Origin of the sequence: Lichenicoccus sp. (assembly GCF_965276875.1) — a bacterium.
GTDB lineage: Bacteria > Pseudomonadota > Alphaproteobacteria > Acetobacterales > Acetobacteraceae > Lichenicoccus.
This window is the reverse complement of the sequence record NZ_OZ255701.1, coordinates 3,762,248-3,776,037: the sequence shown is the minus strand read 5'-3', so window position 1 is coordinate 3,776,037 and position 13,790 is coordinate 3,762,248. Positions and strand designations below refer to the sequence as shown.

13 protein-coding genes are annotated in these 13,790 nt (G+C 65.0%); 5 read left to right on the top strand and 8 right to left on the bottom strand.

The window, feature by feature from the left end:
• Positions 1-4: 4 nt before the first annotated feature.
• On the bottom strand, positions 5-181 hold the full coding sequence (locus tag ACQY4K_RS18295) for a YqaE/Pmp3 family membrane protein (protein ID WP_428391623.1): 177 nt from the start codon (positions 179-181) through the stop codon (positions 5-7).
• A gap of 69 nt (positions 182-250) precedes the next feature.
• On the opposite strand from ACQY4K_RS18295, the gene ACQY4K_RS18290 reads away from it, so the two are divergent.
• The 3 genes from ACQY4K_RS18290 to ACQY4K_RS18280 all read left to right on the top strand — a co-directional run bounded on the left by ACQY4K_RS18290 (position 251) and on the right by ACQY4K_RS18280 (position 2,646).
• Positions 251-1,396: an anhydro-N-acetylmuramic acid kinase gene (locus tag ACQY4K_RS18290; protein ID WP_428391622.1), complete on the top strand. Its 1,146-nt coding sequence runs from the start codon at positions 251-253 to the stop codon at positions 1,394-1,396.
• A gap of 71 nt (positions 1,397-1,467) precedes the next feature.
• Complete coding sequence (locus ACQY4K_RS18285; protein WP_428391621.1) at positions 1,468-1,926, top strand: Rap1a/Tai family immunity protein; 459 nt, start codon at positions 1,468-1,470, stop codon at positions 1,924-1,926.
• Positions 1,927-1,938: 12 nt separating this feature from the next.
• Entirely contained in the window at positions 1,939-2,646 is a 708-nt protein-coding gene (locus ACQY4K_RS18280; RefSeq protein WP_428396210.1) for a TenA family protein, read from the top strand.
• Here the strand turns inward: ACQY4K_RS18280 and ACQY4K_RS18275 are convergent.
• From ACQY4K_RS18275 to ACQY4K_RS18250, 6 genes are all read right to left on the bottom strand, one after another.
• Complete coding sequence (locus ACQY4K_RS18275; protein ID WP_428391620.1) at positions 2,643-4,556, bottom strand: AI-2E family transporter; 1,914 nt, start codon at positions 4,554-4,556, stop codon at positions 2,643-2,645. The genes ACQY4K_RS18280 and ACQY4K_RS18275 overlap by 4 nt on opposite strands.
• A 66-nt stretch (positions 4,557-4,622) precedes the next feature.
• Positions 4,623-7,949 carry a S41 family peptidase gene (locus ACQY4K_RS18270; RefSeq protein WP_428391619.1) on the bottom strand — a complete coding sequence of 1,109 codons (3,327 nt, stop codon included), beginning with the start codon at positions 7,947-7,949 and terminating at the stop codon, positions 4,623-4,625.
• A 252-nt stretch (positions 7,950-8,201) separates the two neighbouring features.
• A complete protein-coding gene (locus tag ACQY4K_RS18265; RefSeq protein ID WP_428391618.1) occupies positions 8,202-9,029 on the bottom strand; it encodes a nucleotidyltransferase domain-containing protein in 828 nt (275 codons plus the stop codon).
• Positions 9,026-10,024, bottom strand: coding sequence for a DNA polymerase beta superfamily protein (locus ACQY4K_RS18260; protein WP_428391617.1), 999 nt, complete (start codon positions 10,022-10,024; stop codon positions 9,026-9,028). The genes ACQY4K_RS18265 and ACQY4K_RS18260 overlap by 4 nt, the downstream gene beginning before the upstream one ends.
• Before the next feature lie 142 nt (positions 10,025-10,166).
• Positions 10,167-10,580 (bottom strand): DUF3995 domain-containing protein, encoded by a 414-nt coding sequence (locus ACQY4K_RS18255; RefSeq protein ID WP_428391616.1) that lies wholly within the window; start codon positions 10,578-10,580, stop codon positions 10,167-10,169.
• Between the two features lie 102 nt (positions 10,581-10,682).
• Positions 10,683-10,991: a hypothetical protein gene (locus ACQY4K_RS18250; RefSeq protein ID WP_428391615.1), complete on the bottom strand. Its 309-nt coding sequence runs from the start codon at positions 10,989-10,991 to the stop codon at positions 10,683-10,685.
• An 89-nt stretch (positions 10,992-11,080) separates the two neighbouring features.
• Between ACQY4K_RS18250 and ACQY4K_RS18245 the strand changes: the two genes are divergently transcribed.
• Both ACQY4K_RS18245 and ACQY4K_RS18240 read left to right on the top strand, forming a co-directional pair.
• Entirely contained in the window at positions 11,081-12,001 is a 921-nt protein-coding gene (locus tag ACQY4K_RS18245) for a bifunctional helix-turn-helix transcriptional regulator/GNAT family N-acetyltransferase (protein ID WP_428391614.1), read from the top strand.
• Positions 12,002-12,291: 290 nt separating this feature from the next.
• Positions 12,292-12,516 (top strand): DUF6326 family protein, encoded by a 225-nt coding sequence (locus tag ACQY4K_RS18240; protein WP_428391613.1) that lies wholly within the window; start codon positions 12,292-12,294, stop codon positions 12,514-12,516.
• 3 nt (positions 12,517-12,519) lie between these two features.
• Here ACQY4K_RS18240 and ACQY4K_RS18235 read toward each other — a convergent pair whose 3' ends face one another.
• The gene (locus tag ACQY4K_RS18235; protein WP_428391612.1) at positions 12,520-13,776 is read right to left on the bottom strand and encodes a Glu/Leu/Phe/Val family dehydrogenase; all 1,257 of its coding nucleotides are present in this window, start codon (positions 13,774-13,776) and stop codon (positions 12,520-12,522) included.
• Between the last annotated feature and the right edge of the window lie 14 nt (positions 13,777-13,790).

The window sequence follows — 13,790 nt, the reverse complement described above, 5'->3', positions numbered from 1 at the left end:
CGGCTCAGCGACCGAGCTTACGATCGGTCTCGTATTGGTTCAGCGCATAGACCGCCCAGATCGCCGCCGGCGCCCAGCCGATGACCGTGATGTGCAGCAACAGGCAGATGATACCGGCCACCGGACGGCCAATGAGAAAGAAACTCAGCCACGGCAGCAGCAATGCAATCAGCAGGCGCATGAACGATCCTCCAAAAACTCCGTGTCACCATAGACTGGGCGCAATCGGCGCCTCTGGTCGAGAGGGTGGTTGTCGCATCGCCGCGTGGCGGTCATGAACCCGGCCTATGCGATCGGGCTGATGACCGGCACTGTCCTCGACGGCAACATCGATATCGCCCTGATCCGCAGCGACGGCGAGCGCGTCTCGGAATTCGGCCCCTGGACGCTTGCCGCCTACGAGCCTGCGACGCGCCGCCTGATTGAGCGCTGCGTGCAGGCCGCCCGCGCCTGGAACTTCGAGGGACCGGAGCCGGCGCTGTTCGCGCAGACCGGCAGGGCGCTCACCCTGGCGCAGGCGGACGCCGTTGGCCGCTTCCTCGAGACACACCGGCTAGACCCGCGCGACATCCACGTGGTGGGCTTTCACGGCCAGACCGTGCTGCACCGCGCGCCCGCGCCAGGTCGGCCCGGACGCACGCGCCAGCTCGGCTGCGGCGCGCTCATGGCAGCCAGGCTCGGCATCGACGTGGTGCATGATTTTCGCAAGCACGACGTGCAGGCCGGCGGCCAGGGCGCGCCGTTGGCCGCCTCTTACCATGCGGCATTGCTAGAAGGCGCCGGGCTGGGAGGCGCCGGCGCCGTGCTCAACCTCGGCGGCGTCGGCAACCTCACCAGCCTGGATGCCGCCGGTCGGTTGATCGCCTTTGATACCGGACCAGCCAACGCTCCGCTGAACGACTGGATGCGCCGTCACGGCTTGGGCGAGATGGACCGCGACGGCCGGCTCGCGGCATCCGGCACGGTTGACGAGACGCTGCTTGCGGCCTGGCTCGCGCACCCGTTTTTGGCAGCGCCGCCACCAAAATCGCTCGACCGCGACGACTTCACCGCATCCCTGGCCGACGGGCTCAACCCGGCCGATGGGGCCGCCATGCTGACCGCGTTTGCCGCCGGCTGCGTCGCGCGCGGGCTGGACCTGCTGGCGGCACCGCCGGACCGCCTCGTGGTCTGCGGCGGCGGCCGGCACAATCCGACGCTGCTGCGCGAATTGGCCGCGCGCACCGGGCGAACCGTGCTCGTCGCCGAACAGCTCGGCTGGCGCGGCGATGCCGTCGAGGCGGAGTGCTTCGCCTACCTGGCCCTGCGCCGGCTTCGCGGCCTGCCGATCAGCTTCCCGGGAACGACCGGGGTCGCAACCCCGATGACCGGCGGCACCATCAGCCGCAAGCCCTGAGCACGGCATCGGTATGGGGAACCAGCGCGGGCGGCTCACGTTCTCCTGAGCGGAGCGAACAGGAGTGCCGCATGCAGAAGATTTCGGGGGCTACACCGTCGTCGTCCCACGCCTTTCTCGTCGCCGCCCTCATTGCAGCAGCGCTCGTCGCAACCCCTGCCCTGGCCCAGGATAGCGACAGCACGGCAGGCGGGGACTACAGCTACAAGCGCCCGTCTCCCACGACGATCACCAGCTTCAAGTCGCTATACGACATGTGCGTGGCCAGCAGCGACGACAGCCTCACCCGCAGCGAACATTCGCTCTGCGTCGGTTATTTCAGTGGCTTGATCGACTATTATCTTGCCGTCACGCCACCTGCCTCGCGGCAGTTCTGCCTGCCGACCAATCCGCCGCTGACCCGCGACGCGGCACGCGACAAGCTGGTGTTGTGGGCGGGAACCAACCCGGCCGCGGCGAACAAGCCGGCCGCGGTCGGGGTCTATGATTTCTTGACGGCAAACTTCCCCTGTGCCGCCAGCGGCGGCTAAACCTTGAGCGAAGTGCCGCCAGCGGCGGCTGAACACTTGACCGGCCTGCCGCGCGGCACGCTGTTCGAGCGTTTGCGCCGCGATTGCACGCGTGAATGGCACGACTACACGCATCACAGTTTTGTCTCCGGGCTGGCCGCGGGGACCCTGCCAGAGGCCTCGTTCCGCACCTACCTTGTGCAGGACTATCTCTATTTGATCCAATACGCCCGGGCCTATGCGCTGGCCGTCTACAAGGACCCGGAGGTGGCCGGAATGCGGGCGACGGCCCGGTTGCTCGCCGACCTGCTGGACACCGAACTAGGCCTGCATATCGCTTATTGCCGCGACTGGGGCCTCAGCGAAGCCGACCTCGCCAGACAGCCGGAATCGCTTGAGTTGCTCGCCTATACCCGCTTCATGCTCGATTGCGGACAGCGCGGCGACATCCTCGACCTCCTGGTCTCGCTCTCGGCCTGCCTGGTCGGCTACGCCGAGATCGGATTGCGTCTGCTTGCCGATCCCGGCACGCGCCGCGACGGCAACCGCTATCTCCCCTGGATCGAGGTCTATGGCGGCGCACATTACGTCCAGCTTGCCGCCGAAGGCATTGTGCGCCTCGACGCACTGGCCCTCAGCCACGGCGCAGACGCGCGCTACGCGATGCTTCTACGCAGCTTTCGCACCACGGTTCGGCTGGAAGCCGCGTTCTGGACGCCCTCATGCGAGCCTGCCTCCTAATCCGCGGCGAGCGGCAACGCCCGGGCTTGCTGCAGGCACAGCACAACCGCCTCGCGCAGCGATGCGGCATGCAGGTCGGCATCCACCACTTCGCGCAGCCTGCGCTCGGCCGGCGCGTCCAAGTCGGCGGGCCAGAAAGCGACCATCACCGGCACGCCGGGGAAAATACGACGCAGCCTGCGGGTGGCGAAGCGTAGATGCGCCGCCTGCGCGCCGGCCTCGACGACACACAGGCAGATCATCGCCGCCTGGGTATTGTCGAGCTCGGCGATGCCGGCGCGGGTCGCCGCCTCCGGGGGCTCCGCGCGCACCCCGATGCCGTGCTTGGTCAGGATCTGCGAGAGCACCAGGCAAGCCGCCTCGTCCATCGCCCGCATGCCCGGTATGCAGAGCACCGGCTGGGCAGTCCGCCAGGCCGGCCGGAGCGTCGCGTCATCGGCATCGAGCCGCCCTTGTGGGGCGTCGTGACGGCCGGGCTCATCTGGCAGGGTATCGTCGACCGGCGCCGCGTCCGGCGTAGGGGCGCGATCCGGGTCGACGTCGTCATACTCGTCGAGTTCGGCGAGCAGATCGACGATGGCATCCAGCATGCGGACACGCAGCACCTCCTCCAGCACGCCGCGTGACGCATCGGCATCGGCCAGACGCAATCCCGCGATCACGACCTCGTCGTAGTAGGAGGAGAGCGCGCGCTTGCGCAGCATCCGTTCCGCCTGTTCGACCGCCTCGTTGGGATCGCCGGCGAGCAGACGCTGATAGAACCCCTCGATCGGGCTCAGCGCCGGGCGGTCGCCGAACAGCACGTCGAGGAACTCCAGCCGCTCGACATGGCGCCCGATCACCACGAAGCACAAGGTCAGCGGCGTCGACATCACCAACCCGACCGGCCCCCACAGCCAGGTCCAGAAGGTGGCGGCAATGATCACCGCGACCGGGGACAGGCCGGTGCGCTTGCCGATCACCACCGGCTCGACCAGCTGTCCGACGACCGGCTCCAGCACCAGGAACAGCAAGGCCGCCTCGATCGCCCGCGTCCAGCCGGGGTCGATCGCCGCCGCCAGGGTGACCGGCAGGATCGCCGCCAGGATCGAGCCGAGATAGGGGATGAAGCGCAGCAGCGTCGCCAGGATGCCCCAAAGCACGGGGCTCGGCACGCCGGTCAGCCACAGGCCGATGCCGATGGCGGCGCCGAAGCTGGCATTGACCGCAAGCTGGGTGATGAAATAGCGGCTCAGCCGGGTGGCGGCGTCGTTGATGGCGATCGTCGTGCGATGCAGGTCGCGCGCGCCGAACAGCCGGATCACCCGGTCGCGCAAATCCTCGCGTTGCAACAGAATAAACACGGTCACCACCAGCACCACGGCAGCGGTCGCCAGCGGCGGCAGGATGCTTGCCGCCGCGTCGCGCAACAGGTCCATCGCCGACGGGCCGCTCTGGCTGAGGGTGATGTGCTGGCCGAACGGCCCCGGTGGTACGGTTACCCCGATCAGGCGCTCGAATTCGGCGCGGATATGCTTGACCGATTGCCACCGCGCGCCCGCGCCGGCCGCGCGCAGGACCGCGAGCTTGCGCTCAATCACCGCCTGATGGCGAACGACCTCGGCGCCGAGGCTGACGAGCTGGCCCGCGATCAACCAGAGCATGCCGCCGATCAGGCCCAGGGCCAGCAAGACGGCGACGACCGAGGCCGGCACTCGCCCAAGGCGCGCGCGACGGAGCAGCACGATCAGCGGCGCCAGCACGAAGCCGAGCAGCAGCGACAGCGTGATCGGGATCAGCACCGACCGCGCCAGCATCAGGGCAGCGATGACCACGACGCCGACCTGCAGGGTCAGCAGGGCGCGCAGGCTCGGCACTTCGGCGGCCTGGACGCGGACGGGCGCCGCCGTTGGTAAGTCGATCCTGCGCATCACCAATCCACTGCTGTCCCGCTACCGAAACGATGCGGCGGCCGGGCAGTTGCAGCCGTCGCCGCGTTATTGCGGCGGATAGGCCGGCAGCAGCGGCGGCGGTGGCGTCCGCGCGTGCGCCTGCTGCCCCAGCTTGGCCATCAGCAGTTGCACCGCCTTCTCGAGTTGCTGGTCGTGACCGGCGAGCAATGCGGCGGGGTCGTCCTCGAGTTCGATGTCCGGATCGACGCCGTGGTTCTCGATCACCCATTGGCTGTGCAAGCCGTAGAGCGCGTCCTCGGGAATGGTGATGTAGCCGCCGTCGAGCAGGTGCCAATAGCCGCGTATGCCTCGCACGCCGCCCCAGCTGCGCTCGCCGAGCAGCGGGCCGAGGCCGTACTTGCGGAAGAAATATGGAAAGATGTCGCCGTCCGAGGCGGAGAACTGGTTGAGCAGGCAGATCTTCGGGCCGTCGATGAGCTGCTGCGGGATGGTCATGGCGACGCGCTCGCGATTGGTCGACATGCCCACCAGGACGCGGCGCAGACGCTCCAGGACGATCTGGTCGATGAAGCCGCCGCCGTTGAAGCGGTCGTCGACGATCAGCGCGTGCTTGTCCATCTGCGGATAGAACTGCCGGATGAACTGCTCCATGCCGAGCGATTCCATGTCCGACAAATAGACATAGGCGATCCTGCCGCCCGACAGCTTGTCGACGATGGCGCGGTTATGGTCGATCCAGGCCTGCTCGCGCAGCGAAAGCGAGTCCTTCACCGGCTCGACGGTAATGTCGTGGGGTGCTGCCTGCTTGGCGCTGGTGCTCGCGCTGCCGATGCTCAGCGTGATCGGGCCCTCCAGGCCGACGAACAGGCTGTAAGGATTGGTCGGTGCATGCAATTGCACCCCGTCGACGGCGAGCAGCGTGTCGCCCTCATGCACATTCAGGCCGGGCGCGTTCAGTGGGCTGCGATATTTGGCGCGGCTGTCGTCGCCGCGATAGATATGGGCGAAGCTGTAGCGGCCGGTGGATTTGTCGAGAGCGAAGTCCACGCCGAGCAGCGGCGTCGGCATCGCCGGTGTGGTGTCCTGATCGTCGCCGCCGCCGACATAGGTGTGCGAGTTGCCGAGCTCTCCCTGGACCTCGCCGATCAGATAGGTGAGATCCGCGCGCGAGCCGAGCAGCGGCAGGAACTTCGCGTAGCTGTCATGCACCGCCTGCCAGTTCACACCGTTGGTCTTGGTGCTGAAGAACAGGTCGCGCTCCAGCCGCCATGCGTCGTTGAACATCTCCGACCATTCCTGCGTCGGCACCACGCGCATCGCCATTGAACCCAAATCGAGCGTCTTCTTCTCGCCGCCGCCGGGCTTGGTCTCGGCGATGCTGTAGTTCTTGCCCTGCTTGAACAAGACATGCGTGCCGTCAGCGGACAGCGCGTAATTCTCGAGTCCAACGAGGATCGTCTCGTCCTTGCGCTTGGCAAGGTCGTAGGCATGCAAAGCCGGCTTCTGGCCGGGCAGAGTGCCCTCGATCATCTGCGGCGGCATCGTCTGATAGAAGATGCGGCTGCCGCGGGCATCGAGACTCGCGATATCGCTGGCCGGGATCGGCACCGGAGCGATGCGGTCCATCAGACCGTCGAGATCGATGGCGATCGGCTTGCTGGCACCGGGCTTGTATGGGGCCGCCGCCGCCGGCTTGGCGTCGGACGCAGCCGCCTCGTCGGAGCGTGGGGCAAACAAGGAAGGCTCGCCGCGTTGCAAGGTGGCGACATAGAGACCCTCCTGCTCAAGGGTCGCGATGTTGAACTCGCTTTCCGAAAGAGTGGGGTTCTCGTGCCGCGAGGAGACGAAATAGAGATACTTGCCATCCGGCGAAAACACCGGCGCCTGGTCGTTGAACTGCGGCTTGCTGACCTTCGTCGCATGGCGGGTGGAGACGTCATACAAATAGATGGCGCGCTGCTGGTTCGCATTCTGCAGGCTGTAGGCCAGCCACTTGCCATCCGGCGACCAGCTCTGATCGTGGATCTCCTGGTAGGGGTCTTGGGCCACCTGCACCGGCGCCGACCCGTCCAGGCCCGCGATCCACAGCCGGTGGTCATTGTCGGAGAAGGCGAGTCGGGTACCGTCGGGAGAAAACACCGGCGTATAGAAATACCCCGTGGGAAAATGCGTCAGGATCCGCTCGGCGCCGCCGGACGCGGGACGCACCGCGATCTCCTGTTCGCCGGTGGAATCCGTGGTGTAGGCAACGAGCTTGCCGTCCGGCGACCAGGCAGGGTGGTTCTCGCGGGCGCTGCTCGTGCGTGTCAGGTCGCGGATGGCGCCATGTTCGCGCGGCACGGTGAAGATGTCGCCGCGCGCCGAGAACGCCGCACGCTTGCCGTTGGGCGACAGCGCGTAGTCGGTCTGCTGCGCGTTATCGATATCCACCACTTGGCCGCCGACCTTGAGCATGCGCGGACCAATGCGGGTGCCGTCATCGAGCACCTTGACATCGAGCTTGTGCAGCATCTCGTCCGGCAGGTCGAGCACATAGAGATCGCCACCCTGCTGAAATGTGATGGCGCTGTCCCCAAGCGAAGGAAAGTCGATGTCGAAGTCGGTGAAATGCGTGACCTCGTGGAACTGCTTGCTGTCCAGGTCATAGCACCAGATGTTTTCGCGTAGGGCCTTGTCGCGATCGGACAGAAAATAGATTTTCCTGCCGAACCACATTGGCGACGTATCGGTGCCCTTCCAGTCGGTGATCCGGGTCAGTTTCTTGCTGTCGAAATCGTAGGTATAGACGTCCTGGGCGAGACCGCCATAATAGCGCTTCCAGGTGCGGAAGTTGCGAAAGATCCTGTTGTATGCGATGGAACGGCCGTCCGGACTGTAGGTCAGCAAGCCCGCGCGATCAAGCGGGAGCTGGGTCGGCAGGCCGCCGGCGAGCGGCACCTCGAACGGCAACGAAATCCAGTCGTTCCAGGCCTTGCGACGCGACAGGAAGACGATGTTCTTGGAATCCGGCGTCCAGGTGACGACCATGTTGTCCGGGCCCCAGCGGTCGGGTGCATGGGCCACCACGTCGGAGTGGAAGGTCAGCCGGCGCGCTGGGCCACCCTCTGCCGGAATGACATAGACATCCTGGTTGCCCTGATAGCTTGCGGTATAGGCGATCCATTTGCCGTCCGGCGAGTAGCGCGGCATCAGATCCTGGCCAGGTTCGGCGGTCAGCCGGCGCGCCAACCCGCCCTTCCGGTCCACCACCCACAGATTGCCATGTGCCTCGAACGTGACGCTGTCCCCATGCTGGGTCGGATAACGCATCAGCGTGTGGCCATTTAGCGTATGGCCGCCTTGGGCGCGCGCGGCGCCAGCGAACAGCAAACCCGTGGCAAAGGCCGCTCCAAGCAAGTCGTATCGTCTCATGGTCTACTCCCGGTCGGGCGGCATTGTTGGCCATCCGAAGCGCGCTGACCAGACGGCTTCTCGCACCGCACCGACCGATGCATCCAACAACCGCCGATCTGGGTAGATCCTGCAACAGCGGAGCAACAGCGCGACGCGGATCGCTCGCCGGAGCGGCTGAGCAGCAATGCGGCCAAGGCGGTGAATGGCCTGCCCAAATTCATGAGGGATTTGCTGGAGGAAGCTGCTGGGACTCTCGTCGGAGGTGGAGTCTTAGCAACGATCTCGGGCATTCAACTGCGAGGCGTGAAGTTGCTGGCCCATAACCATCCGAAAGAAGGCCTGATCGACATTGGCCAGCAGGGTCGATTTGTTCCAGGTTCCTGCCCGAGACACAGGCTGGGAAAGGGTCTCACTGAGAAACGCACCGATCGCCGATGGTACGTCGATGACGTCGGCTTCCGTTGCAATCGCCTTGAGCGCCCGCACTCGTTCAATCTCTTCCACAAGCTTCGGGGATAGTTTCAGCCCGGCCAGCAGACCTTCAAGGTCCATCGGCGGCGGGCGCCCGTAGTTACGCATCCAAACTAGCGCGAGTACGGGACGCAGGGCGTAGAAGAGCGTCTTGAACCGGACAGGCGCATTGGACGTCGCTCCCCAATGCCGACGCGCTAGACGGTCGTAGTGATATGACAGGGCCGGCAGATGCGCCGCTGCCGCTGCCAATTCCGCCAAGTCCCTATACGAATCGTCATCCCGCCGATAGACCACTGGCGATGCCAGCCATTCCAGGAACACGGCGTTCGACGCCACGAGCAAGGCCAATCCCTTGCGCAAATCCCAGCCGTTCAAGTCCAGCTCGTTCGTGAGCGGGACCTCAATCACGTCCGTCGGCGGATCAATCCGGAGGTAGGCGTCGAAAGGACGAAGATACAAAAAGCGTACGTCCCAATCGCTGTCCGAAGACGGAAAGCCCCATGCGCGGCTGCCGGACTCCACGGCCAACAGAATGCGGACGCGATGATCGCGCTCGATATCGTCCAGCATGGCGGCAATGCGCGATCGCATGGTGGTATCGCCTTCCCCCGCAGCAATCATCATTCGAGGCTCTCCAGCACCTGATCCCGATAGGCACGGATCACCAAAGCCTCAGCAGCCATCAGGTCCGGCTCGTCCGGCAACGTCGATGTCGCGGCAGACTGCTCCACTTCACCCAGCAACCTCTCGATCTCGCCGACGACCTCCGCGTACGGCACGCGTCCGAGCTTGATGTCTAGGAGACGAGGCGCGGATGCGAGCGGGAAGCGCAGTCGCCCGGTCGTAAACAGTTCCACGGCTTCCCGTCCCACGCGCACCGCATGGGACAGGGCTTTCCAATCAACACCGCTCCGGCGCTCCGCCTCCAAGGCGCGCGCGCCATAGCCGGCAACAAGGCGCTCAGCCATCTCGCGAGCGGCGCGGACCGTTGCCGTGAAAGGTGCCTTGCGCCCACTTACCTCCAGATGGCGCACGGTTCGGTGCTCCTGCACCTCGACATCGACAATCGCGATGTGCGGAGAGGCTGTCGCCAACGCCTCCAGCTCGGCCGCTATTGCCTCCAGCCGCACTTGCGGACCGTGGGCAGCCTCGGCTGCCGTGAGGGACCCGAGCACCGTGCGGGCGGCAGCAGCCCGCTCGCCCTTGACCCCGTAATGTTCGGCCTGCTTGCGGCAATAGCGAGCAAACACGCCTGCGCGGCGGGTGATCAGGGATGGCCCGATCGCCTGAACTTCACGCCACACTCTATCCGGCGCCGATAGCATGAACGCGTCCGGCGTGAACAGAACCTCGATGGCGAGAGGCTGACCGGCCGCAAGCAAGTTCAGGAATCGATGCAGACTGTGTGCTTCGAAGTCCAAATCACCCGGCGCGCTGCGCTCGCCCGGCGCGCGGTCCCGGCTGTCGACGATGCTTGCCCTTACCTGTTGCAGCAGGATGTCGCGCGCCGCCGGCAGGAACACGGATTTTGTATCGAAGTCTGAAGCCGGTGTCGCGGTACCATAAAGGTGCGCGCCGCTCCTGACTTCTACGATCGGCTTGGCGCCGCCTGCTGTCATCTCAGACTCTGAGAGGAAGATAATTCAATGTCGGCAACCTCGCTATGCCTGTTCTTCGGGATGCATTACGCCATGCGGACGACGTAGCGTCGACCGTAGAGGCTTCGGTGTCGACAGGCTAGCAGTCACCAAGCCTGGCGGATCACGCGACCGCCGCGTCGACCAGGAGCAGCGCCAGCAGGCAGCACAGCGGCGAATAATAGCGTGTGTCGAACCTGGCGAAACGAGTGCCGCGCACGCGCTTGAAGAAGCCGACATAGCGGAAGTCGCCGACCGCACGGGCGGCGAAAACGCCCGCTGCCAGCCAAACTGCCACCCGCAGCCCGAGAGACGAATTCGGAACGGTAAACCAGCCGACGCGCGCCGCGACGAGGATTGCGATAGCATAAATCCCGACGGCGACCACAAGGGTGCCGGTCGGACTGGGACGAAGCACCGGCTTGCCATTGCGCTCCGGGATTGCAGCTCCCTTGCCGAAGGTTCCGCCGACCGCCCAATACAGATGCAGCGTCGCCAGCGAAAGCAAAATGGCGACGCCTGCCACCGCCCCAATCATGTCAAAACTTCTGCTATGCGGCCGATTATGATGATGCATGACATGGATCAATGTCCAGGGAGCGTGCACAAAGCCTATGTGGCGAGGCCCAGCAAGACACGGTCAGGCTAGCAATCGGCGAGCCACCATCTCCGCGTCGGCAGGAAGGGCAGCCCGAACCGCCGCTGTCCGGTTCCCCTGAGCGTAGGCGACGATCCGACTGCCCGGACCTTCCAATCCATACGTGGCATCGGGGTGTTCGGCGCTGCGATGCTCCGGAAGCGGGCGTCCGTCCAGCATCGCCGTCAGACTTTCCGGCCTGAGCAAGCGACCAGTCACGACCGCATGCAGCAACCGGGCAGCGACGGCGACCGTTCCGACCACCAGACCATGATAGACCCACCCCGGATGGTAGGACTTGGCCGCGCCCATTTGCAGCTCCTGGGGAGCTGATAACAGATGTCAGCGCACCCTCAAATTATTAGTTGACTGAGTCAACTACCTATGATGATCTTGACTTCATGGACGATGCCATTGACTCCATCCGGACCTTCAATCGCTTCTTTACCCACCATGTGGGCGCGATCGACGCGCGGTTTCTGGATACCGACGCCAACCTGCCGGAAGCGCGGCTCCTGTTTGAGATCGCCAGGCACGAACCAGTGATGGCGAATGCGCTCCAAAGCGCGCTCGGCCTTGATCGCGGATATCTGAGCCGGATGATCGTCCGGCTGGAGAAACGTGGCTGGATTAAGCGGTGTCGCACCGACGCCGATGCGCGCGGCCGTCCGATACACCTCACGCCACCCGGTCGTGCAGCGTTTAACCTGATCGACCTCAGGCAACGCACAGCCGTCGCCCAAGACTTGGACCGGCTCAGCCCGATAGAGAGGATTGATCTCGTCGAATGCCTTACCAAGGCTCGCCTGCTGCTTGGCCACGGCGGCGGTGCCGACTTCAGGATACGGCCAGCCAGAACGGGCGAAGCAAGCCAAGTCGCGGCGCGCCAGTCGATTCTTTATGCCGAAAGCCATGGCTGGGGACGTGGACTCGAAATCTTGGAAGCCGAAACGACGGCCGCGTTCTTGCGCGACTTCAAGCCCGATCGGGAACAATGTTGGGTGGCCGACATCGAAGGTGTGATGGCTGGAGCGGTGTTCCTGACGGACGAGGGACGCAGCAGAGCGCGCCTCCGCCTGCTGCACGTCGAGCCGTTTGCGCGACGGCGCGGCCTCGGCGACGCATTGGTTCGCGAGTGCATTCGATTTGCGCGGGAAAAGGAATACGCGCAGATTACCCTGTGGACGCACACCGTCCTGGACGCTGCCCGTCGCCTCTACGCACGCAACGGATTCAGTTGCATCTCGACCGAGCTTCACCACGAGTTTGGACAACCCGTTCAAGGGGAGACCTGGCGCCTTCTGCTGATGGCAGCTTCATAGCAGTCGAAACCTGAAAGCTACCGATTTTTTTAGATCCCAATGAGAGGCTGCATGCTTCTGCCAGCGATGTCGCGGTCATCCCAGGTGAAGAACGCACAAGGGCACCAGTTGGAAGAATACCGGGCACCAACCAAGGCGAAGCTGGCCGTGTTGTGGGCCTCCACAATGTTCTGTTACGCTTATGGCGATTATTTTGGCCTCTACGTCGCCGGAACGTTGGCTGACATGAACCGGGGAAGCATGGGGCCGCTTGGGCACGCTACACCCGGGGTGCTTGTCGCATATCGGTGATGATGGCGGTGCCCAGCCTTATGGTAGCGCTTTCACTGTTGCTGCCTGCCCGCTTGTGTAAGTGGGCGAGCGTTATCCTGGGGATTACATACACAGCGATCATGGCAAGCAGCTTGCCCGGTTCAGAACCTTTCTATCAACTGTTCGGCGTCATCGAGACGGCGTTGACGCTTACGATTGCGGTAATCGCGTTTCGGTGGCCTAGGGTGGCTGGCGTTGACTGATCCTTACGGAAACAAACCGCGCATGCGCTTGCCGTCGCGGACCTTGCCGACGCCGATGGCGAGTGCTGCCATGCGGTGCGAAAGACCGTCCGCCGCGACGCGGGCTTCGACCTGGTTGAAGGCGCGGTCGAGGATGCGCTCAAGGCGGCGCTGGACTTCGTCCTCTTCCCAGAACAATTGCTGCAGGTCCTGTACCCATTCGAAATAGCTGACGATGACGCCGCCGCTGTTGCACAGGATGTCGGGGATCGTGACGATATCGCCGCGATCCTCCAGCACGATGTCGGCGTCCGGCGTGGTTGGGCCGTTGGCGGCTTCGGCCAGGATGCGGCAGTTCAGCCGGGAGGCTATCGCGCCGTCGATGACCCGCTCCAGGGCCGCGGGAACCAGGATGTCGCAGGGCTGGGTCAGCAGGGTTGCGGGATCGGCCAGCGCTTCGCTGGAAAAGCCGGCGAGCGTGCGGTGGACGCGCACGTGCGCCTCGAGCGCTGCCACGTCGAGGCCGCGTGGATCATAATAGGCGGCGGTGTGGTCGGACACGCCGGTCACGCGCACGCCGCGCCGTGCCAGTTCGTGGGCCGCCACCCCGCCGACATTGCCGAACCCCTGTACGATGGCGCTGGCCCCCGACGTCTTGATGCCAAGCCGGTCGGCAACGCGCATGACCAGATGCACGACGCCGCGGCCGGTGGCTTCGCGGCGTCCGACGGTGCCGCCATTGGCCACCGGCTTGCCAGTGACGATCTCGGAGACCATGTGGCCCTGGATGGCGGAGTAGGTGTCCATGAACCAGGCCATGACCTGCTCGTCGGTGCCCATGTCGGGCGCCATGATGTCGGTGTGCGGGCCGACAAACGGGATCATCTCCTGCATGTAGCGGCGTGACAGCGCTTCGAGTTCGCGACGCGACAGGCTCGGGGGATCGACGGTGACGCCGCCCTTGGCACCGCCGTAAGGCAGCCCGGTGAGGGCGCATTTCCAGCTCATCCAGATCGCCAGGGCGGCGACCTCGCCGATATCGAGCTTGGCGGAAAAGCGGGTGCCACCCTTGGTCGGGCCGAGGGTCAGATGATGCTGCACCCGGTAGCCCTGGAACACCGCGGTGCTGCCGTCGTCGCGGTGGATCGGGCAGGACACCGCCACCGCGCGCTTGGGGTAGAGCAGCCGGTCGCGCTCGTCGAGCGGGATGTCGATACGATCGGCGATGGTCTCGAACTGGCGTTTGGCCATCTCGAAGACCGGGCCGGTGTAGATGGTCATGGTGGTTCTTTCGG